Annotated in this window: 21 protein-coding genes; 10 read left to right on the top strand and 11 right to left on the bottom strand. The window is 32.1% G+C overall.

Annotated features, from left to right (window positions below; translation table 11 throughout):
• The first annotated feature begins 8 nt into the window (after positions 1-8).
• From OK18_RS05085 to OK18_RS05100, 5 genes are all read left to right on the top strand, one after another.
• Positions 9-452 (top strand): hypothetical protein, encoded by a 444-nt coding sequence (locus OK18_RS05085; RefSeq protein ID WP_053327307.1) that lies wholly within the window; start codon positions 9-11, stop codon positions 450-452.
• Between the two features lie 294 nt (positions 453-746).
• Positions 747-914, top strand: coding sequence for a hypothetical protein (locus OK18_RS21085; RefSeq protein ID WP_156173226.1), 168 nt, complete (start codon positions 747-749; stop codon positions 912-914).
• A 122-nt stretch (positions 915-1,036) separates the two neighbouring features.
• Positions 1,037-1,885, top strand: a complete 849-nt coding sequence (locus OK18_RS05090) for a sce7726 family protein (RefSeq protein ID WP_053327308.1) — start codon at positions 1,037-1,039, stop codon at positions 1,883-1,885.
• 2 nt (positions 1,886-1,887) lie between these two features.
• Entirely contained in the window at positions 1,888-2,850 is a 963-nt protein-coding gene (locus OK18_RS05095) for a sce7725 family protein (protein ID WP_053327309.1), read from the top strand.
• On the top strand, positions 2,850-3,869 hold the full coding sequence (locus OK18_RS05100; protein ID WP_053327310.1) for an RES family NAD+ phosphorylase: 1,020 nt from the start codon (positions 2,850-2,852) through the stop codon (positions 3,867-3,869). The genes OK18_RS05095 and OK18_RS05100 overlap by 1 nt, the downstream gene beginning before the upstream one ends.
• Before the next feature lie 125 nt (positions 3,870-3,994).
• Here the strand turns inward: OK18_RS05100 and OK18_RS05105 are convergent, their stop codons facing one another.
• From OK18_RS05105 to OK18_RS05140, 9 genes are all read right to left on the bottom strand, one after another.
• Positions 3,995-4,324 (bottom strand): hypothetical protein, encoded by a 330-nt coding sequence (locus OK18_RS05105; protein WP_053327311.1) that lies wholly within the window; start codon positions 4,322-4,324, stop codon positions 3,995-3,997.
• 251 nt (positions 4,325-4,575) lie between these two features.
• Positions 4,576-4,713, bottom strand: a complete 138-nt coding sequence (locus OK18_RS21090) for a hypothetical protein (RefSeq protein WP_156173227.1) — start codon at positions 4,711-4,713, stop codon at positions 4,576-4,578.
• A gap of 4 nt (positions 4,714-4,717) precedes the next feature.
• On the bottom strand, positions 4,718-5,269 hold the full coding sequence (locus tag OK18_RS05110; RefSeq protein ID WP_053327312.1) for a hypothetical protein: 552 nt from the start codon (positions 5,267-5,269) through the stop codon (positions 4,718-4,720).
• 118 nt (positions 5,270-5,387) lie between these two features.
• Complete coding sequence (locus OK18_RS05115) at positions 5,388-6,725, bottom strand: BT4734/BF3469 family protein (RefSeq protein ID WP_053327313.1); 1,338 nt, start codon at positions 6,723-6,725, stop codon at positions 5,388-5,390.
• A gap of 197 nt (positions 6,726-6,922) precedes the next feature.
• On the bottom strand, positions 6,923-7,780 hold the full coding sequence (locus tag OK18_RS05120) for a ParB/RepB/Spo0J family partition protein (RefSeq protein ID WP_053327314.1): 858 nt from the start codon (positions 7,778-7,780) through the stop codon (positions 6,923-6,925).
• Positions 7,781-7,908: 128 nt separating this feature from the next.
• Entirely contained in the window at positions 7,909-8,184 is a 276-nt protein-coding gene (locus OK18_RS05125) for a helix-turn-helix domain-containing protein (RefSeq protein WP_053327315.1), read from the bottom strand.
• Between the two features lie 130 nt (positions 8,185-8,314).
• On the bottom strand, positions 8,315-9,805 hold the full coding sequence (locus OK18_RS05130) for a hypothetical protein (RefSeq protein WP_053327316.1): 1,491 nt from the start codon (positions 9,803-9,805) through the stop codon (positions 8,315-8,317).
• 8 nt (positions 9,806-9,813) lie between these two features.
• Complete coding sequence (locus tag OK18_RS05135) at positions 9,814-11,106, bottom strand: phage integrase SAM-like domain-containing protein (RefSeq protein WP_053327317.1); 1,293 nt, start codon at positions 11,104-11,106, stop codon at positions 9,814-9,816.
• Positions 11,107-11,320: 214 nt separating this feature from the next.
• Positions 11,321-11,878 carry an NADPH-dependent FMN reductase gene (locus tag OK18_RS05140; protein WP_053327318.1) on the bottom strand — a complete coding sequence of 186 codons (558 nt, stop codon included), beginning with the start codon at positions 11,876-11,878 and terminating at the stop codon, positions 11,321-11,323.
• Between the two features lie 500 nt (positions 11,879-12,378).
• On the opposite strand from OK18_RS05140, the gene OK18_RS05145 reads away from it, so the two are divergent.
• Genes OK18_RS05145 through pyk form a run of 5 tightly spaced genes read left to right on the top strand, consistent with a single transcriptional unit; the run spans position 12,379 to position 16,560 of the window.
• On the top strand, positions 12,379-12,618 hold the full coding sequence (locus tag OK18_RS05145; RefSeq protein WP_002976354.1) for an acyl carrier protein: 240 nt from the start codon (positions 12,379-12,381) through the stop codon (positions 12,616-12,618).
• Between the two features lie 34 nt (positions 12,619-12,652).
• Positions 12,653-13,897 carry a beta-ketoacyl-ACP synthase II gene (gene fabF, locus OK18_RS05150; protein WP_053327319.1) on the top strand — a complete coding sequence of 415 codons (1,245 nt, stop codon included), beginning with the start codon at positions 12,653-12,655 and terminating at the stop codon, positions 13,895-13,897.
• A 9-nt stretch (positions 13,898-13,906) separates the two neighbouring features.
• The gene (rnc, locus tag OK18_RS05155; protein WP_053327320.1) at positions 13,907-14,671 is read left to right on the top strand and encodes a ribonuclease III; all 765 of its coding nucleotides are present in this window, start codon (positions 13,907-13,909) and stop codon (positions 14,669-14,671) included.
• On the top strand, positions 14,649-15,122 hold the full coding sequence (locus OK18_RS05160) for an IPExxxVDY family protein (protein WP_053327321.1): 474 nt from the start codon (positions 14,649-14,651) through the stop codon (positions 15,120-15,122). Before rnc ends, OK18_RS05160 begins: the two co-directional genes overlap by 23 nt.
• The gene (gene pyk / locus OK18_RS05165) at positions 15,115-16,560 is read left to right on the top strand and encodes a pyruvate kinase (RefSeq protein WP_050019718.1); all 1,446 of its coding nucleotides are present in this window, start codon (positions 15,115-15,117) and stop codon (positions 16,558-16,560) included. The genes OK18_RS05160 and pyk overlap by 8 nt, the downstream gene beginning before the upstream one ends.
• 117 nt (positions 16,561-16,677) lie before the next feature.
• On the opposite strand, the gene OK18_RS05170 is transcribed toward pyk, so the two are convergent.
• Complete coding sequence (locus OK18_RS05170) at positions 16,678-17,970, bottom strand: aldehyde dehydrogenase family protein (protein WP_053327322.1); 1,293 nt, start codon at positions 17,968-17,970, stop codon at positions 16,678-16,680.
• 135 nt (positions 17,971-18,105) lie between these two features.
• Positions 18,106-19,029, bottom strand: a complete 924-nt coding sequence (gene hutG / locus OK18_RS05175; RefSeq protein WP_053327323.1) for a formimidoylglutamase — start codon at positions 19,027-19,029, stop codon at positions 18,106-18,108.
• Positions 19,030-19,115 lie beyond the last annotated feature (86 nt).

Genomic DNA, 19,115 nt, shown 5'->3' on the forward strand with positions numbered 1-19,115 from the left:
TTTATACTATGAAAAAACAATTATTCCTAGCATTGTCGCTAACCGTATTATCATTAGTAACTATAAACTGTTCTAACAGCAGCGATGATGACACTACAACCAATCAGCCAACCAATCCACCTGCAACAACACAATATTTTCATCCACCTGCATGGATTCAAGGGATTTGGGGCGGAACCAATGGAACAACCACAAGTAAGCTGTTCAGATTTACAGCAGGTGATTTCATTATGATTACAGGAACTTCAGAACTTAGTATGACAGGGACAATCAAAGCTACACCAAATGGAGGTAGTGTTGACGAAACCATAAATCAAACTCAGTACAATTTTACTGTAAAATACAACATCACCCCGACAACACAAAGTTTTGAGTTCAAAAAAGTATCAGCAACTCAGATTCAGTGGAAAGATAATAGTAACAATACTTGGTTTGACTTGGTAAAAATGTAGTAAAAATCAGAGCCTTGTGTCTTTGTATACAAGGCTATTTATCTCTGTAAATACTCTAATCCCTCTCAAATTATTCAAACACTCTAATCAGGAAAATTTGAAGAAAAAAATGCATCAAGTTTTGTCGCCCGCAGATATATTTGAAGAAATTTCAAATAGATAATAAACAGGTTGCTATAAAATTATTAATAATATATTTGAATTTAGGATAGGAGGACAATTGGGATGATTTTCAGAATAAATTCACTTGATTAACTTTTTTAATACTGCTAAAGATGCAAATCCTACCTCCAGTTGGCAAAAGAAATTTCAAGAAGTACTGTGACAATTGGTAACAACAAACTTTTACAAACTGCAAATGCCGTTATAGAAAATGAAATTGCAAAAATTTATGAGTTTGATTATGGAGCACAATGGAGTGATGATACTGCAAAAAGTTTTTTAAATCGGCACAATGGATAAAAGATATTTGTAATGAATAGAATTATATAGCAAGGGTTAATTATACTACTTAAAAAGAAATGATGAAAATACCTTTATCATCAGTTAAAAAAATGTTCATACTTTTACACAAAAATATCTAAATGTTATATCATATAAATCAACTACGTGACTTTTCATCTCTTTTCACAAGGAAAGAAGTTAAAAGATGGCTTAAAGAAGATTTTAAATCAATAGATATAAAGCTAGAAAGATATAATTTATTAGAAAAAAACAAAGGTAATAGTTATTTAAAATTTCTTAAAGAAACTTATAAAATTTTGGAAGAAAACTATCCCAATGAATATATTTTAAAAAATGAATTTTTGAATAAATGGCTTAGAAGCGAACTTGGAAATAAAGATTCATTAATTATAAATGAATTTAGGACTGGCAAAGCCATTGCTGATTTAGCAATGTTTAATGGGGTATCTAAGGCTTTTGAAATTAAGACTATATTGGACAAAGAATATAGATTATCAAATCAACTTTCAGAGTATAAGAAAATTTTTAATGAATTGTATATTATAATACCAAAAATTCAAATTACTAAATATGTTAATTATGATGATTCTATTGGAATAATTTCTTACGATTCAGAAGTTAAAGAATTTGAATTAATAAGAAAGGCTGTTAAAAATGATGAAATAAATTCAAATACTTTGATTGAAATTTTACATACAAAAGAATATTTAGAAATTGTATATAATTACTATGGTTTTCTACCTGAAATGACTGTTTTTACCCAATATGATAAATGTAAAAACTTATTATCAAAAATACCTAATTCTGATTTAAATACTTTATTCTTAAAAGTTATCAAAAAAAGAAAAGTTAACAACCTGTTTTTTAACAAGATAAATAATGAATTTAATCAAATTTGCCTATCTTTAAATTTAAAAGATTCTGAAAGGAATGAATTGATAAAAAAACTAAAAACAAATATTAATTAACCATGTATTTCCCGTATTTAAGAGCTCGCCAATTTGAACTAATCTCACTTAGAGAATTAGTAAATGAAGATTTACTTCATAATAAAGTAACTCCTATTTTAGAACCTGTTAAAGAAAAAAGTTTTAATAATTTAAATTTGGCACATAAAGTCTTCCAAGAAAAACAATTTAAAGCATACCTTATAGTTAACCCATTTCAGGGAGAAGCATCTGGAGATACAGATATTTTTCTAAGTTATTTATCAGAATTACATAATTCTCACTTTATCCCTGCTTTCCATTACTCTGATAATGGGAATTATATATTAGAAAAGGTCGAAGAATATAGTATTAAAGAATGTATGATAATTTGCTTAGATAATTTTTCTGACGAGGAATCATTTAAAACTATATGTGAGCATCCTTCAGTCACACATATAACCTTACAAGACCCTAATAAATATCGAGCAATTGATAGACATATAAAAAAACTACAAAAATTTTATATTAGGTTAGATGATGTTTTTGAAAAACAACCTAGAAATTCTGAATTTTTAAATATACCTGCGCATAAATTTACTGAAGAACATTTATATTACAGCGAGGAAAATTACCAAGGTTTTTCTGATTTCACGGTATTACCTAGTGAATATATTGATGGAGGAAGTACTCCGAGAGCCGTGGTTATACATTTTACATATCTAAATCAAGCTGAAGGAAACCAAATTTGGATTAGACATTTTACCTCAGAAACAAATGATAGCATAGCAAATGTACAGGGTAAGTTTTACGAAGCTGCTAATAAAATGATTATTTATTGTGATGATAATCAGATAACCAATTCTGCAATTGAAGAATTAAGAGGATATTTAACTTTTGAAAATGAAAATGGGAGTATTGGTAGATACCCAGGGCTCGGAACAGTAAAAAAAATATCTATAAAAAATCATTTAATTGTTATTAGCAACTTTCTAAATTCATTGTAATGTTAGTTTGTAAAGATTGTTTTTCAGATAAAGAATTAAAGGGATTTATAATTTCATCTGGACATAATAATGAATGTGGGTATTGTAAGAAAAAAGATATTGAAACCATTCATCTGGAAGAATTATTTGATTTTTTCAAGGAATTGTTCGATAACTTCCAAATAAAAGCTGATGGAGAGCGATTAATTTCAAAAATACAAGGAAATTGGAATCTGTTTAGTGATATTGCCATTGGAAATAGAGTAATGAATTATATCATTGGGAATATTGATACTCATATACAAAATTCAGAAGAATTAGTCGATTTTAATGTAGATATTCTTGACAATGTTAATTATTGGCATACCCTAAAAGAGCAACTAAAATGGGAAAGAAGATATTTAACCGATATTGATTATCTAACCGAAGAACTGGGTTGGGATAGTTTTTTTGAAAGTAAAATAATAATTAATAAAGATGATTTTTTTTACAGGGCAAGGATTCATCATGTTTCTGACGAAGATGCTTATACTAATGATAAAATGTATTGCCCTCCTAAAGAAGTTTCAACAGCAGGACGAGCAAATCCCAGAGGTATCCCATATCTTTATCTAAGTGAAAGTGAAGATACTGTTTTATATGAAACAAGAGCTTCATATTTAGACGAAGTGTCTACAGCCACTTTTACTCTAAAACCATCAATTGCTGAAGATATTTATATTTCTGATTTTACAGAAGCTCCTACTATATTTCATCCTAATGAAGTTTCAAAAAAAATTAAATCAACACTATTAAAACAGCTAATTAGCAATGACCTATCAAAACCAATGAGAAGATATGATTCTGAGCTAGACTATATTCCCACTCAATTTATTTGTGAGTTTATAAAAGTTTTTACTGGAGTTCAAGGAATTAAATTTAGAAGTTCAGTTCATATCACAGGAAATAATTTGGTAATTTTCAATCAAGAATTAATGGAATGTATTTCAGTTAAAAAAGTAAAAATCTCTCATTTAAATATACGTTTTAGAGAAGTATAAAATAGTTGGAGCAATTGGTTTCAAAACTAATTCAGTTAGTAAAACCAATCATTTTCTTTTAAAGTATTTTATGCCAATAGCTATTACATTATGATTACTAATAATTGCAATACAAAACCTATTATTTACAATAATATCTGACGTTCAAGAATATTTTCAAAAATATCTCTAACCAATTTTTGTTTTTCGAGAATTATATACTGTTCTTTTACGTCCAGAACAGTTGATATTTGATTATCTTGATATATCTTTTCATATTCAGCATCAGTGTAATTGTAAAGTTCTTTAACTAATTCTGACGGATAAATTTTTGCAAGCGTATCAATTGTATCTCGGTCTAAATTAAGATAAACTATAGGGGAAAGCTCTTTTAATTCATATCTGAAAAGATTATTTTCATCACACCATATTATCCATTTAGCTTTATCGTTAACATAACCTAAAAAACTTAACATTGTCTTTGAGATTATATAACCTATCAAATGGACTTGAAATATTCAATTGATTAAATATAGATTTTGTTAAGTTTTTATTATTAATTTTAACAACGCTTATATTAACTGTTGTTGTTTTTGTAAAAAGTTCTTCAATAATCATTTAGAAATTAATTTTTACTATTGTCAAATAAATTTTGTCTTCAATATAGGGTTATAAAACAGCCTCACATTCATGTATGAGGCTATAGATATATTACTTAAACTATATATTAGTTTTTTTTAATTCCACCAATATTAATATTAGTTTCTCCTTTAGTCTCAGCTCCATTCTTCACATAGACTTTAACAGGTGTACTAACTTCACTTTTAGGTAACTGTGGTTTTGCTTTTTTTTCTTCTTCAGCCATGATTTTAAAAATTTATAAGTTTAATAAAATATATTAATATGATAATTATTGTTGATACAACTCCTAGAAAAATACCATTTTTTGATTGAGCATAGTAATCTGAACGTTTTTGATTAATTAAGAAATTAGTATTTGCACAATCCATAAAACTATCTTTCAAATAATTGTTCATCAATAATTCTGCATCTTCCAAAGTTTCTTGTTCTTCCCGTAAATTTAGTTCATAATCAAAAATCTCTTTTGGATTACCAATTTCTTTATATATGTAAGATTTAGGGAAATTGACAAAGGATTTCAATAAATAATAAATTGAATAAGCTATACTCCCTAGTGTAATTGAAACTAAAATTTTTAAAAAGCAATTTGCACAGTCTATTGTTGATGGCTCTTTTATAAACTTTTCCAGAACAAAAAGATTTACTGCAACGATAGTCGTATATATTAATATTGGTAGATTTACTAGATTATCAAATTCTTTTTTCCTTTCGTTTTCTTTAAAATATAACTCTTTGTAAAAATCGAGAGTATTAATCTCTTTTTTTTCGTTACTATCCATTCATTCATGCTTATTCTTCAAAGTTAATTTTTTTCTACTATTTTTCCAAACTCACGTTACACACAATTTCTAACTCTTAGCCATATTTGAAGCATAGCCAAAATGCAACGTATCTAGTTTAATCATATTTCATTAGCATATCCAAGTCTTTTAATAAAGGATTCATTTCAACAAACTTTTTAAATAAACTTTTTTTAGTTACTGCTACTTGAACTTTTTCCTCATCAATGTCTTGTAAAATCTCAGCCTTCAATTTGGCATAATAAGTCTGAACCGTCTTTGGGTTTTTGATAGCTACTTCAGCCAATTTCTTTATCGTCATTTTTCCATGTAAATCATAATCCCAGTTTTTCATTATTTCCAAAAGCTCTGATTTAGTTTTGGTTCTCCTGTCCTGATGAACTTTTTTAATGTTTAGTCTTCTTTTTTCAGTAGGTGTAAAGTTTTTAAACTTATCATAAATAAATCTTCTTTCTGCATTTGGTATAGGTTCAACATCATTTAAGTTTTGGTAAATTTTTGCTACTGTTGTTTCAATTTCACTGTTTTCAAGGGGCGGACTCATTTTGCCGTAATTAATTGCGTACAGATATTTTAGTATTAAATCTTTATCTGCTGTTTTATTCAAAGCAATTAATTGATAAGCAATGCTTTTTAGGATATTCTCTCTTTCTCCTTCAATAATTTTTCTGAATGGTACATATATCAGAGAATATCTAAGTTTATTCTCTTTACCAAAATCATACAAACCACTTTCATCAAAAACAATATCATAGTGTTGCAGTAACTCATCTAAATTGTTAAATCTTAATTTATACCCAATATAATCATACCCTATTGAATTACTTTTTATAATAGTATTATATTGGGTACTTTTTTCTGCCGAACTATCCTGCACAAGTTCCACAGACTGCGTAAGTATCATTTCCGCAACAGGAAAAACCTCTACATTATCATTATAGTAAGCATTCGGGTCGTATGACAATACTGTCAATCTGTCAATTGATACTGCTCGTTTATCAAAAGGTATATCCAACACTCTTGCTATCTCCTGAGTGGCAATCTTAAAGTTATCAGGTGTCAGTCCGTCAACTTTTACGACTAAAGTCAGTCCAGTATTGGATAAACTTCGCCAATAGGCACATACATAAGCTGTATTGATTTCTAAATCCTGCTCGGTCATGCCATCTACATCAATATAAAGGTATCCTGTAGGTGTAGATACATTATCTCCCTTGAGATATCCGTCAGAAAAACTAAAGTTAATGGATATTGAAGGGAGTTTGCTTATCTTGATTGTTTTGTACTCCCCAGAACCTCGTTCTAAAGTTCGGGCATACTGTACTAGTTCCTGATGTTCAGTTGGAGGGGATTTGATAAATTCAACGACTTCTCCGATATTTTGGAATGAGCCAGTAATAGCACGTTTAGTGCAATAATCTATTTTGTTAATCATAATAAATAATGTTGTTTAAAAAAAGGCATAGCAAGGGCTGTACATGACTTTTTGCAATGCATTTAGGATGTTGTTATACGAATTGTTTTAGTTAATTTTTCGGACGTTGATAAGACTTTACGTTTATGCACACAATATTATGCGGTGTAGTAGTAAAAAGATGCTGCTTTCCAAGCCTTGTACCCTTGTGTATAAGGTCAGTCCTCAATTATAAATACGGCATATTTCAAACTAGGGCTTTGAGACATTATATCTTTTGCTTTAGTTTCATCTTTAGCCATAATAAAACACTCAACTTCATTAGTGGTTAAAAGATGCCTACCTGCATGATAATCCAATACATATTGTGGTTCATGCATTTCAGGCTGAATATTTGATTGTTGTTTTCCCTGTAATGCTAACTTGTTTTCAATTGCAGAGGCAATATTTATCTCTTTTATCTTCAACCTGTCTTGGACTTGATTATATGCCGCACTAATACTTAGTTTTTCGTTCAGCATTTGACTGATAATGCCATAAAAGCCACTATTTATTACACTTCTATATCTAGCTGTGGTAGTTCTACCAACACCCGCTAGCTTGGCTATTTCTAAAATAGTATCAACTTTATCATCTATGTATTCGCCCCTGCCTGCCTTGGCAAGATTTTCTTTTGCTCTTTTTACAATAGCTTCTTCGTGCAAACAGGCAAATTTTAGCTTTTCCACAGGAGTAAGATTTCTTCTCTGGCATTGGTTTTTAACCATCCAGAACTGTATATCTGAAAGAGATTCAAAGTCTTCTTTGATTTCTTTTGTTGGGATATCTGAAATTTCCAACTCTATACACGCTTTTAACCGCATATGACCATCAATAACCAGGTTAATTCCGTTTGGCATGGCGTAATACAAAATAGGGTCATGAACACCATTTTTGGTAATATCTGCTTTTAATTGATTGTATCGATTTAAATCTGTTATTGATAGGTAAGATTGCAGCTCCCAAATAGTTGCTAAATCTTGATAATGATAATAAACATTGTAGTTTTTATTAAATAATTGGATTGTATTTGACATGATAATTATTGTTACTTTAAATTTGGCACAAGAGATACCCACACAATACTCGCTGTGCTGTGATTGAACATTAAAAAGTGTGGTAAATGATTAAGAAATAATTGGGATGTTAAGAATTTCCCGTAGTTTTAAGAAACTTGTTTTAATTTTGAAAACACTTCTTCTTTTGAGTAATACACTCTGTTGCCTATTTTGGTATTTTTCAGTGTACCGTCATTATTCCAATGAAATAACGTTGTCAAACTTACATTTAAAAGTTTTGCCGTTTCTTCACGAGTATAAAACTCTTTTTCTTCTGATTGTACAGGAATAATTTTTTCTAATTCTTCCCTTACTAACTTTTGAATAAACTGACCAAAAGATTCTATATCTATTTGCATCAATTGAATGGCTGAATTTGTCATAATTTTTTATTTGTTTAAGATTATGATGCAAAGGTTCAGATAGGGAAAACAGGGAAAAAACAGGGAAAATATTTTTCATATAATTTAATATAACTAAATGATTATCAGTTATAAAAATTTTAATTATTTTTCATCCTGGAATCGATTTTAATTTTTCCCTGTTAATTCCTAATGAATATTCAATTTCTGTAAGAAAAGCATCAGTAGTTTTAAAAGTGAAAGGATAGTGTTTACCTTCTGGATTGTCAATATCAATAAAATTTTTAAGATATTGTTGTTTTACCTCTCTTTTATTATCTGTATTGAATTTAGTAATTCTTTCAAAGGAAGCAATGGTATCAAATCTCTTTCCTTCAACATCATAGAAGTAATCGAAAATGTAAAAGAAATAACAAAACCTAAAGAAATAAATATCATTTTTAAATTCTATTCCTTTAACACCTTTACTACTATATTTATTTTCTGAAAGTGCATTTAAAATAATTTTTATAGTACCGTTATCAAAGGATTTTGATTGTAAATAATCAACAAAAGCCGATTTTTCTTTCATAAAAATATCTAATTCATTATCAAGAAACTTGTTTTCCTGTGAATACACTTTATCTCCATATCGCAGTAAATTTAGATATTTTAGCTTCATTCCGTAAAGAGAATGCTCTGCATTTAATTCGATATATTGATACAAATTGATTCCTGTAATGGTTGTGAATCGTAATAATTCTGATGCGTTTAATATGCTTAGGTAGTTTCTAAGAGATTCTTCTAAAGAGATTAAAGTTGATTGTAAAAGTATTATAGAAGATTCTGTATAAGTAAAAAAAGAACCATCTAGTTGCGGAGTTTGAAATGAATGCTCAAAAAGTAATTTTTCATTTTCATTTATTTGATAATCCAGATATTTTTCACGGCTAGAATATTTATTGATAAGTATCGATTCTGATACCCCATTAACTTCCCTTATAAAACGACTTAAAAAGTTTGATGCTCTTTTTTGTAAGGAAAATATAAGTGAAGCATAATAACTTATATAAATATTTGGAGATATAATTTTAAGAAGTAAATAGTTTTGAAAGTGTTCTGATATGACAGCGGAATTAATTTCGTTGTCATTAATTGGCAAATTTTCAGATTTATGTTTTTGAAGTTGCTGTACTATATTAGCTGTAATAATAATTATAGTTTTAATTGTACTTACTATTTTATTAATCTCTTCATCATTATAAATTTCATCAATAGACCCAATATTAGAAAAATCTACTGTTCCATCATTAACAATTACTGCATTTATATTTAAATAACGGTTTATATACTCAAAATAATCCGTTATTAATTCATCTGAGCTTTCTATTTTTTGAGGTGATAGTTCCTTCGGATAATAGGATACTAAATCTTGTATGATTTCCGCAATAATTATATTTTTAACCTCAATGATTAAATCTCCTTCTATATTGTCCAACCTGACCTTTATATCTCCTATATCAGGTATATACGTAGGTTTATCTATTTTAAAATTTTGTAAAAAGAACTCATGTATGCCATGATATGACACAGGGTCTTCCATAGCTATTACATAAACAATAAAGTCTAATGCAGTTCCTCTTTTAGTATCTACTTGAATCATCTATAATATTAATATCCTAAACTATTAAAAATCTTTGCAGTAGATTTAGCTTTTTCCACTTCCGTCTTGTTGATATATGCTAAAAGTTGCTTTTCTGTTGTATGACCTGTAAAATTAAGTAAATAAGTTGTAGGAATTTTCTCATAAAAATTAGAAGCAAAACTTTTCCTTCCTATATGGGATGTAACAAGTTTATGTTTAGGAAAATTGCCAAAAACTTTGCGAGTAATATTCTTCCCATCTTTTTTTATTGTCTCTGTTCTACCATTATATACAATTTCATCGATTTCAGCAATCTTGCATACATCTTTGATATAAAGATTTAGTTTTACATCTGATATTTTTCTTGGAAACTCTCCATTTCGTTTTGCTAAAATATCCTGAACCTTTTTTAATAAAGGAATTTGCATTTTAGCATTAGTCTTTTGTTGTGTAAATTCAATGTATTTCTGTCCCTCACTATCTTCCACAATCATTGAAGAATTAAACCTCATATAATCACTCACACGTTGTCCTGTATAACAAGAGATAAGTAACCAATCTCTTGCATTATCTAAATAATCATGTGGCATTTCTTTCTGCTCTATTCTATCCAGTTCATCAAACGTTAAATAAATTGATTTTGGGATATGCTTTGTTGCCTTCTCAACTTCAAATTTCCACAATTCCGCATGCTTGTGAACTTCAATATCAAAAGAACCTGCAACTTTACAAATCATTTTTAAAAATTTAAGATTGCGATAAGTTGTTGAAATCTTATAATTCTCCTTATTACAATAATCTTCAAAATCAATTCTAAAAGAATTATCTAAATCTTTGAATTTTAATCCTCTAAATGTTTTCTTTCTGGTTTTTCTATCTGCAACATATCTTATCATTAACTGCTTAACAACATTAGCTTTCTTAATAGTCGATTCCGTAACACTATCTTTCTTTAAAGAAATATAAGTATCAATAAAAGCAATCACATCATCCGAATAGTTATTATCTTCAGGTTTTAAAGTTGTAGGTTCTATAATGGATTTCAGCCATTCTTTTATATCCACTTCAGGAATATCGTTTATATAACTTGAAATAATGTTAGCTTCTAATTGTGAAAGACGAGTGTTTATAGTTTCAGTATCATCTTTATGCATTTTTTTAGACGGCATTTTGCATTTCCCATCTTTCCATTCCTTAGGCTTACAACTCAAATACGGAATAGGAACACGGATATCAATATCTCTATCTCTAAACTTCGCCCAAATTGTGCTTTCCTTATCTGCTACTTTTCCCCTAATAAAAAAACTTACTGATGCCATAATTGAAATGATTAAAATTTAAAGTTGTACCCAAAGTTGTACCCAAAAAATTCAAATATAGTTTAATTTCAATAAATTCAAATTAATTAAACAACCTTACAAAGCCTTTGTACAAAGCACTTATAAATTAATCAAGATTTTAACAGATTTAAAAACTTAGTCCCTCCAACTCCACTAAACCACTGATTACCAGTGGTTTTTTAATTATCATTCATTAACCTTTTATCTTTTTAAACCATTCAATATAAGCACCTACTGCTTTTTGGAGAAATTCTTTAGTATCCTGATCTTTTAAATTTCCATTTTCATCCCATACTTTATCAATATGAGATAAATAAACTTCCGGCTGTTGCATGACAGGAATATTAAGGAAAACAAGACATTGCCTTACATGATGGTTTGCACCAAAGGCAGCCATATTTCCCGGGGAATTACTGAATACTGCTCCGGGTTTTCCATCCCATTTGTTTTTCCCTGCAGGTCTTGAAGCGACATCCAGCGCATTTTTTAATGCTGCGGGTATAGAGCGATTGTGTTCAGGAGTTATAAAAATAATCCCATCGATGTTCTCTATTTCATTCCTGAACTTTATATAAGATTCAGGAACATTGTCTTTATCATCAAAGTCCTGATTATATACCGGCAGATCATCAATTGAAATGATCCTGAACGCAAAATCCTCAGGCACCATGGGAAGCAATGCATTTGCTATTTTCTTAGAGAAGGATTCCTTACGCAAACTTCCGGCTATAATTCCAATTATCTTGCTCATACTATTACTATTTAAATGGTTACATTTTATCAACAGCAAAAACAATGCGAAATAACAAACGGAGCAAATGTTTAATGGAAATTAAATAATGCCCACCGGCCAAAGGATTGACACAGCTTTCTGTAAGTGTTTCGTCCCTCTCCTGTCATTTCACGACGTAATTCTATATGTATCTCACTGAATTTCTTCTTTCTTGGTTATGCTAATGTTCTTTCATGTCACAAGTATAGAAAAAACTCGTTTTCTCACTCGCACACTATCCAAACAAACGAAAAATACATCTTCAGAAAACTCCGTTATGTACAAAACAGACTTGATCATTAAAAAAAACAAAATCAGCACCTCATCATGAATACAATTATAAACCGTTGAAAACTAAAACACTAAACTCTTACCATCCAAAATGAGAGCGGTCATTCCACAAAAAAGACTAAAAAAATGTTTTATCGTAAAGAATTTTATATATTTGCACCATCTAACAATTAAAAAAATAATTTACTATGTCAGACATTGCATCAAGAGTAAAAGCTATCATCGCTGATAAGCTTGACGTTGAAGAAACAGAAGTAACTCCTGAAGCTAGCTTCACTAACGATTTAGGAGCTGATTCACTAGATACAGTTGAGTTAATCATGGAATTTGAAAAAGAATTTAATATTCAAATCCCTGATGATCAGGCTGAAAAAATTACTACTGTAGGACACGCTATCGCTTACATCGAAGAAGTAGTAAATAAATAATATTCTTCAACAAAAAAGAAAATTTTAAAAGTTTATGGAATTAAAAAGAGTAGTTGTAACCGGTTTTGGAGCAATAACACCGATTGGAAATAATGCAAAAGAATACTGGGAAAATCTTGTGAAAGGTGAGAGCGGTGCCGCTCCGATTACTCTTTTTGATGCCACAAACTTTAAAACGAAGTTTGCCTGCGAGGTGAAAAATTTCGATCCGTTACAGCATTTTGATAAGAAAGAAGCTAAAAAAATGGACCGAAATACCCAATTGGGACTTGTTGCAGCTAAAGAAGCTGTGGCACATTCCAGAATTATAGAAGACAATGTTGATAAAAACAGAGTTGGTGTAGTCTGGGGTTCCGGAATCGGAGGTTTAGAAACTTTTGAAACAGAAGTATTAGGATGGGCCAATACAGAAATCCCTAGATTTAACCCGTTCTTTATCCCCAAAATGATTGCGGATATTACTCCGGGGCATATCTCTATTGAGTATGGATTCCATGGTCCTAATTATACAACTGTATCTGCATGTGCTTCTTCAGCAAATGCAATAATTGATTCCAAGATGCTGATCCAGCTGGGAAAAGCAGATGTGATTGTGTGTGGAGGCTCTGAAGCAGCCGTTACAGCAAGTGGTGTCGGTGGATTCAATGCAATGATGGCACTTTCTACAAGAAATGATGATCCCAAAACAGCTTCAAGACCTTTTGACAAAGACAGAGACGGATTTGTACTGGGTGAAGGTGCGGGATGTATTATTCTTGAAGAATATGAGCACGCGGTAAAACGTGGGGCTACAATTTATGCAGAATTATTAGGTGGAGGCTTAAGTGCTGATGCACATCACATGACTGCTCCACATCCTGAAGGCCTTGGCGCTTATCTGGTAATGAAAAACTGTCTGGAAGATGCAGGCTTAACTGCTGATGAAGTAGATCATATCAATATGCACGGTACCTCTACTCCATTAGGAGACATCGCAGAATCCAATGCAATTTCAAAATTATTGGGAGAACACGCTTTCGACATTCAGATTAATTCTACCAAATCTATGACAGGTCACCTTTTAGGGGCGGCAGGTGTTATTGAAGCTATCGCTGCATTGGGAACTATTATTCATGGTATTGTTCCTCCTACCATCAACCATTTTACTGATGATGAAAATATTGACAGCAGACTTAACTTTACGTTTAATGAGGCTGTAAAGAAAGATGTAAAAGTAGCCATGAGCAATACTTTTGGATTTGGCGGGCATAATGCTTGCGTTCTATTTAAGAAAATCTAAATTCAATGAATGGAGTTACAGAAATACTTTTCTAAATTCCTTCTCAAAAAAAGAAAAAGACAATTAACGGAGAGAGATTATTTTCTCAGTACCGAACTTTCAAAAGTGTTAGGTACGGAGGTTCAGAATATTGCTCTTTACCGTGAGGCTTTCTCTTTAAAAAATTCTTCTAAAAATCAAGACAGCAATTACGAAAGGCTTGAATTTTTGGGAGATTCTGTTTTGGGTACAATCATATCCTGTCATTTGTTCCAGACTTATCCCCAGGCTAATGAGGGATACCTGACACAAATGAAGTCTAAGATTGTTAATAGGAAAAACCTTAATAAATTAGGAGAAGACCTGAAGCTCACCAATCTTTTGCAGAAGCAGAGTAGTTCGGCAGCCTTAGGTGAAAACATTTCCGGAAACTTATTTGAGGCCCTGATTGGCGCCGTTTATTTAGACTTCCATTATGATGCTTGCAAAAAGATCATTTTGGAAAAACTTTTGACCCCTTCCGAGATTAACAAGCTTGAAAATAAAATTGTAAGCTACAAAGGCCTCCTGCTTGAATGGAGTCAAAAGAAGAAGGTGAATATAAAGTACGAAACCTGCGAGGAGCTACAAGCTAATAAAGCCATTGTATTCAGGTGCCATGTATGGCTGGGAGATGAAAAAATTGCGAACGCAACGGAGACTTCCAAGAAAAAAGCAGAAGAAAAGGCAGCACAAAGGGCATTTTATATTTTAAATAAAAAAGAAAATATACTTGGAAATTCAAAAACTTTATGATCTGGATGATATAGAATTTGAAGATATTACCATAGGTTTGGTAAGATTAGCAAAAAATATACCCGCTCATGAGTTTTTCTATAAGATCAATCAAAGTAATGACCTCAATTTTTCAAGAAAGAAAGACCTGATCTTTCATGGGGATTATTATGATTATTTTTTTCCCAGGTTCGAAGCTTACCATAAGTTCACCAAGACCTGTTTTACCTTCATTTCAAATAAATCTTCGGAAAGTAAACAAAAAAAAATTCAGACTGAGCTTTTTACAGAAGAAGAAAACATTAAATTTTTATTAAATAATCAGGTAGATGTAGAATATATTCTGCATACTTCGGAACAATTTCCTGATTTTTCCGTAATTTTGCTCCCTGAAAATCTTGTTTTTCCAATTCAAGATTATACATTAAGTTCTGACGAGGAACTTTATCAAATTATCCAGTATTATGAATAAGTATTTAAAGAAGACAAAAATTATCGCAACACTAGGACCAGCTTCATCATCGAAGGAGGTTATGTTAGATTTAATGAAAGCGGGTGTTGATATTTTTAGAATAAATTTCTCACATGCAGATTACGACTTGGTTCGAAAAAATATTGAAATCATCAGAGAGCTCAATAGCGAGTACGGGTATTCTGTGGGAATCCTGGGAGATCTTCAGGGACCTAAGCTGAGAGTGGGTGTTGTAAAGGAAGGCTCTTACTTAAATCCTGGTGATGTGCTTACTTTTACCAATGAAAAAATAGAAGGAGATTCCACTAAGGTATACATGACGTATCAGCAGTTTCCACAAGATGTAAAAGTAGGGGAAAGAATCCTTATTGACGATGGTAAACTGGTATTGGAAGTTATTGAGACAAATGAAAAAGATACCGTAAGGGCTAAAACAATTCAAGGGGGACCACTAAGCTCTAAAAAAGGAGTTAACCTACCTAACACCAACGTTTCTCTTCCTGCTTTAACAGAAAAAGATATTCAGGATGCTAATTTCATGCTTGATATGGAAGTAGACTGGATTGCGCTTTCTTTTGTACGTCATGCTCAGGATATTATCGATTTAAAGGAATTGATTGCATCTCATCCGAACGGTAAATTCAAAACCCCGATTATTGCGAAAATTGAAAAGCCTGAAGGGGTTAAAAATATTGATGAAATTTTATTGGAATGTGACGGCCTTATGGTTGCCCGTGGTGATCTGGGTGTAGAAGTTCCGATGGAAGAAGTTCCCGCGATCCAGAAAAACCTGGTAGAAAAAGCAAGGTTTTATTCCAAACCGGTAATTATTGCTACCCAGATGATGGAAACGATGATCAATAGCCTTACTCCTACAAGAGCGGAAGTAAATGACGTTGCCAACTCTGTATTGGACGGTGCAGATGCCGTAATGCTTTCCGGTGAAACATCCGTAGGAAGATATCCTGTACAGGTAGTGGAAAACATGGCTAAAATTGTGAAAAATATTGAAACCACACATTTCTACCAACACAAGAACGAACCGATTGAAAAAGACTACAACTGTATTGATGAGCGATTCATCACCAACCGGGTATGTCTTGCTGCGGTAAGAATAGCAAAAACTACCAATGTTTCTGCTATTGTAACTCTTACCCATTCCGGATATACGGCCTTCCAGCTTGCTGCTCACAGACCAAACTCTCACATCATCGTTTATAGCGGTAACAGGAGAGTAATCACTATGCTGAACCTGCTTTGGGGAGTGCATGCCTACTATTATGACATGAAAAAGTCTACTGATGAAACGATCATCCAGGTAAATATGCTAACACACAATTATGGTTATATTGAAACCGGAGACTTCGTCATCAATATCAATGCGACACCTTCGTATGAAGGCGGTAAAACGAATACCTTGAGATTGACGACAGTATAAGCAATAAGCAATAAGCAATAAGCAATAAGCAATAAGCAAAGCTACTTTTTGTCAAAGTATAAAAAAACTCCCGAAATTGATTTTCGGGAGTTTTTATTTATACTATAATTGCAGCTTTTAATTACCTACAATCGTCTTTGCTGTTACAAACTCTTTTAAGGCCAGTAAAGAAAGCTCCGTACCATATCCCGAAGCCTTGGAACCTCCGAAGGGAAAACGCGGATCAGAACTTGTCATTCTGTTGATGTTAACCGTTCCTGATTCAAGGTTTTCAATAAAAAATAACTGCCGGGCTTTATCGTGAGTCCATACAGAATTTGAAAGACCGAAAGGAATATCATTGGCAATCTGCAATGCTTCTTCATCATTTCTGGCAATCATCACCATCCCAAGAGGGCCGAAAAGTTCTTCTTTTAAAATTGGGTTTCCTTCCTGAACCCTGATTAAACCAGGTTTAAATTCATTTTCTGATACTCTTTCCAGAGGAATAATGATTTCCGCCCCGTTTTCCAATGCTCTGTTAAACTGAGCTTCGAGTTCATCCGCCAGATCCGGCCTTGCCATCCCTGCCAGTTTAGTTTCTTTATTTAAAGGGTCTCCAATTTCATATTTTTTATATTCTTCAATAAAAATCGGTAAAAACTGATCTTCCACTTTTTCATCAATGATAAACCTTTTAGCTGCAGTACAGGTTTGCCCGCAGTTTTGGAGTCTGGATTTCACTCCGGATCTTGCCGCTTCTTCCAGGTCTGCATCTTCAAAAATGATAAAGGCATCACTTCCGCCTAGTTCCAATAAAGATTTTTTAATATTCAAACCAGCAATTGAAGCGACTTCTCCTCCTGCTTTTCCGCTACCCGTAAGACTTACTCCTTTTACAACATCATGTTCAAGGATTTCTTTTACGGCTTTATGTCCTACTTCAAGATTCTGGAAAATGCCTTCGGGAAAGCCTGCTTCCAAAAGAACTTCTTCAATGGCATTTCCACTTCCGAAACAAATTGAAGCATGCTTTAAAACCACTGTATTTCCGGCCAGCATTGCAGGAATAGCAAATCTCAGCACCTGCCAGAAGGGAAAGTTCCAGGGCATTACTCCTAAAATAACCCCTTTCGGAACATAATGAACTTCAGAATACGCAAATTCGGATTCTACTTTTTCGGGTTTTAATATATTTTCTGCAGCGGCATAATAATTCATCATTAAAGCACACTTTTCCACCTCAGCAATCGATTCTGAAATCGGCTTATTCATTTCCGTGGTAATGATCCTTCCAAACTTCTCCGAATTATTCTTTATAATTTCTGCCGCTTTTGCTATTAACTTCTGTCGTTCCTCAAACGGCACCTTTCTCCACACTGAAAACGCTTTATCTGCTTTAATAAGCTTGCTTTCAATTAATTGTTCCATAATATAATTTCTGTTTTAAATTCAGCTAATGAATTTATGAGCGCTTTCATTAAAAAGCACGATAAAAGCAGCAAATTCCATTCCTTAAGGGGAAATTAAAAATGATTTTCTCTATCGGAAGAATACAGTTTTATCTTAAATCATCAGCCATTCATTCACCAGACAGGCAGCCAGTCTTGCCGTTCTATCCTGAATATCAAAAGACGGATTAACTTCAGCCACGTCTAATGCAATAAGTTTTTTATTTTTTAAAATATGCTTGTAAAAATGCATAAAAGTTGCGTCTGCAAAGATACCATTATATGCCGAAGCTGAAACCCCTGGCGCGATAGAAGCATTAAAAACATCCATACAAATGGTGAGATAGGCAAAGTCTACATGGTTTAATAAGTCATCAATACGCTGATAAATAGAGGGAAGGTTTTCAAAAAATAATTCGTCAGCAAGGATATATTTCATTCCGTACTGATGTGCTGTATCAAAAAGTTTCAGTGTATTGGAGTTTCTCTGGATTCCTATATGTAAAGAATTGATCGGGCCTTCCTGGGCAATCTGCCAGAACCCGGTCCCGGAACTTGCACCTACACCTTTTTCTGGTTGCCTGTTATCAAAATGGGCATCAATATTAATGATCCCTATTTTTTGTTCGGGAAAGGCCGTTTTTATTCCCAGATAATGAGCATACGTCACTTCATGACCTCCGCTTAATACAAGAGATTTTCCTCCTTTTAAAAGGACTTTTGAGACATTTTTCGCTAGGGTATTCTGGGTATTCTCCAGATTACCGTCATCACAGGTAATATTTCCAAAATCCAGCAATGAAAAATCGGGAAGAACTACAGGAAAATTAGCCATATTTTTACGGATCACATCCGGAGCATCTTTGGCTCCCTGACGACCTTTGTTTCTTCTCACTCCTTCGTCAACGGCAAAACCGTGCAGAACGAAATCATTCGTTGAAATACTATCGTAATTGTGTTCTTCTTTTACTCTCTGAAATAGTCTGTGGAAAAGAAGTTCTTCGCCATCCAATCTACCCTGCCAAATATTTTGAAACATAATTCCTTAAAATTCAATTTTAGTTACATCATTATTTCCAGTAAAGCTAACTAATATTGTTTAGATAAAAAAACACCTTTGATATA

Source organism: Chryseobacterium gallinarum (assembly GCF_001021975.1).
In the GTDB taxonomy this organism is placed as follows: domain Bacteria; phylum Bacteroidota; class Bacteroidia; order Flavobacteriales; family Weeksellaceae; genus Chryseobacterium; species Chryseobacterium gallinarum.

What these genes read in the sequence shown, in the direction of transcription:
- OK18_RS05105 (WP_053327311.1), bottom strand. Translation starts at nt 4,324, where the DNA reads ATGTTAAGTTTTTTAGGTTATGTTAACGATAAAGCTAAATGGATAATA.
- OK18_RS05095 (WP_053327309.1), top strand. Translation starts at nt 1,888, where the DNA reads ATGTATTTCCCGTATTTAAGAGCTCGCCAATTTGAACTAATCTCACTT.
- pyk (WP_050019718.1), top strand. Translation starts at nt 15,115, where the DNA reads ATGAATAAGTATTTAAAGAAGACAAAAATTATCGCAACACTAGGACCA.
- OK18_RS05145 (WP_002976354.1), top strand. Translation starts at nt 12,379, where the DNA reads ATGTCAGACATTGCATCAAGAGTAAAAGCTATCATCGCTGATAAGCTT.
- OK18_RS05135 (WP_053327317.1), bottom strand. Translation starts at nt 11,106, where the DNA reads ATGGCATCAGTAAGTTTTTTTATTAGGGGAAAAGTAGCAGATAAGGAA.
- OK18_RS05130 (WP_053327316.1), bottom strand. Translation starts at nt 9,805, where the DNA reads ATGATTCAAGTAGATACTAAAAGAGGAACTGCATTAGACTTTATTGTT.
- hutG (WP_053327323.1), bottom strand. Translation starts at nt 19,029, where the DNA reads ATGTTTCAAAATATTTGGCAGGGTAGATTGGATGGCGAAGAACTTCTT.
- OK18_RS05120 (WP_053327314.1), bottom strand. Translation starts at nt 7,780, where the DNA reads ATGTCAAATACAATCCAATTATTTAATAAAAACTACAATGTTTATTAT.
- OK18_RS05115 (WP_053327313.1), bottom strand. Translation starts at nt 6,725, where the DNA reads ATGATTAACAAAATAGATTATTGCACTAAACGTGCTATTACTGGCTCA.
- OK18_RS05140 (WP_053327318.1), bottom strand. Translation starts at nt 11,878, where the DNA reads ATGAGCAAGATAATTGGAATTATAGCCGGAAGTTTGCGTAAGGAATCC.
- OK18_RS05100 (WP_053327310.1), top strand. Translation starts at nt 2,850, where the DNA reads ATGTTAGTTTGTAAAGATTGTTTTTCAGATAAAGAATTAAAGGGATTT.
- OK18_RS05110 (WP_053327312.1), bottom strand. Translation starts at nt 5,269, where the DNA reads ATGGATAGTAACGAAAAAAAAGAGATTAATACTCTCGATTTTTACAAA.
- OK18_RS05170 (WP_053327322.1), bottom strand. Translation starts at nt 17,970, where the DNA reads ATGGAACAATTAATTGAAAGCAAGCTTATTAAAGCAGATAAAGCGTTT.
- OK18_RS05085 (WP_053327307.1), top strand. Translation starts at nt 9, where the DNA reads ATGAAAAAACAATTATTCCTAGCATTGTCGCTAACCGTATTATCATTA.
- fabF (WP_053327319.1), top strand. Translation starts at nt 12,653, where the DNA reads ATGGAATTAAAAAGAGTAGTTGTAACCGGTTTTGGAGCAATAACACCG.
- rnc (WP_053327320.1), top strand. Translation starts at nt 13,907, where the DNA reads ATGGAGTTACAGAAATACTTTTCTAAATTCCTTCTCAAAAAAAGAAAA.
- OK18_RS05090 (WP_053327308.1), top strand. Translation starts at nt 1,037, where the DNA reads ATGTTATATCATATAAATCAACTACGTGACTTTTCATCTCTTTTCACA.
- OK18_RS21090 (WP_156173227.1), bottom strand. Translation starts at nt 4,713, where the DNA reads ATGGCTGAAGAAGAAAAAAAAGCAAAACCACAGTTACCTAAAAGTGAA.
- OK18_RS05125 (WP_053327315.1), bottom strand. Translation starts at nt 8,184, where the DNA reads ATGACAAATTCAGCCATTCAATTGATGCAAATAGATATAGAATCTTTT.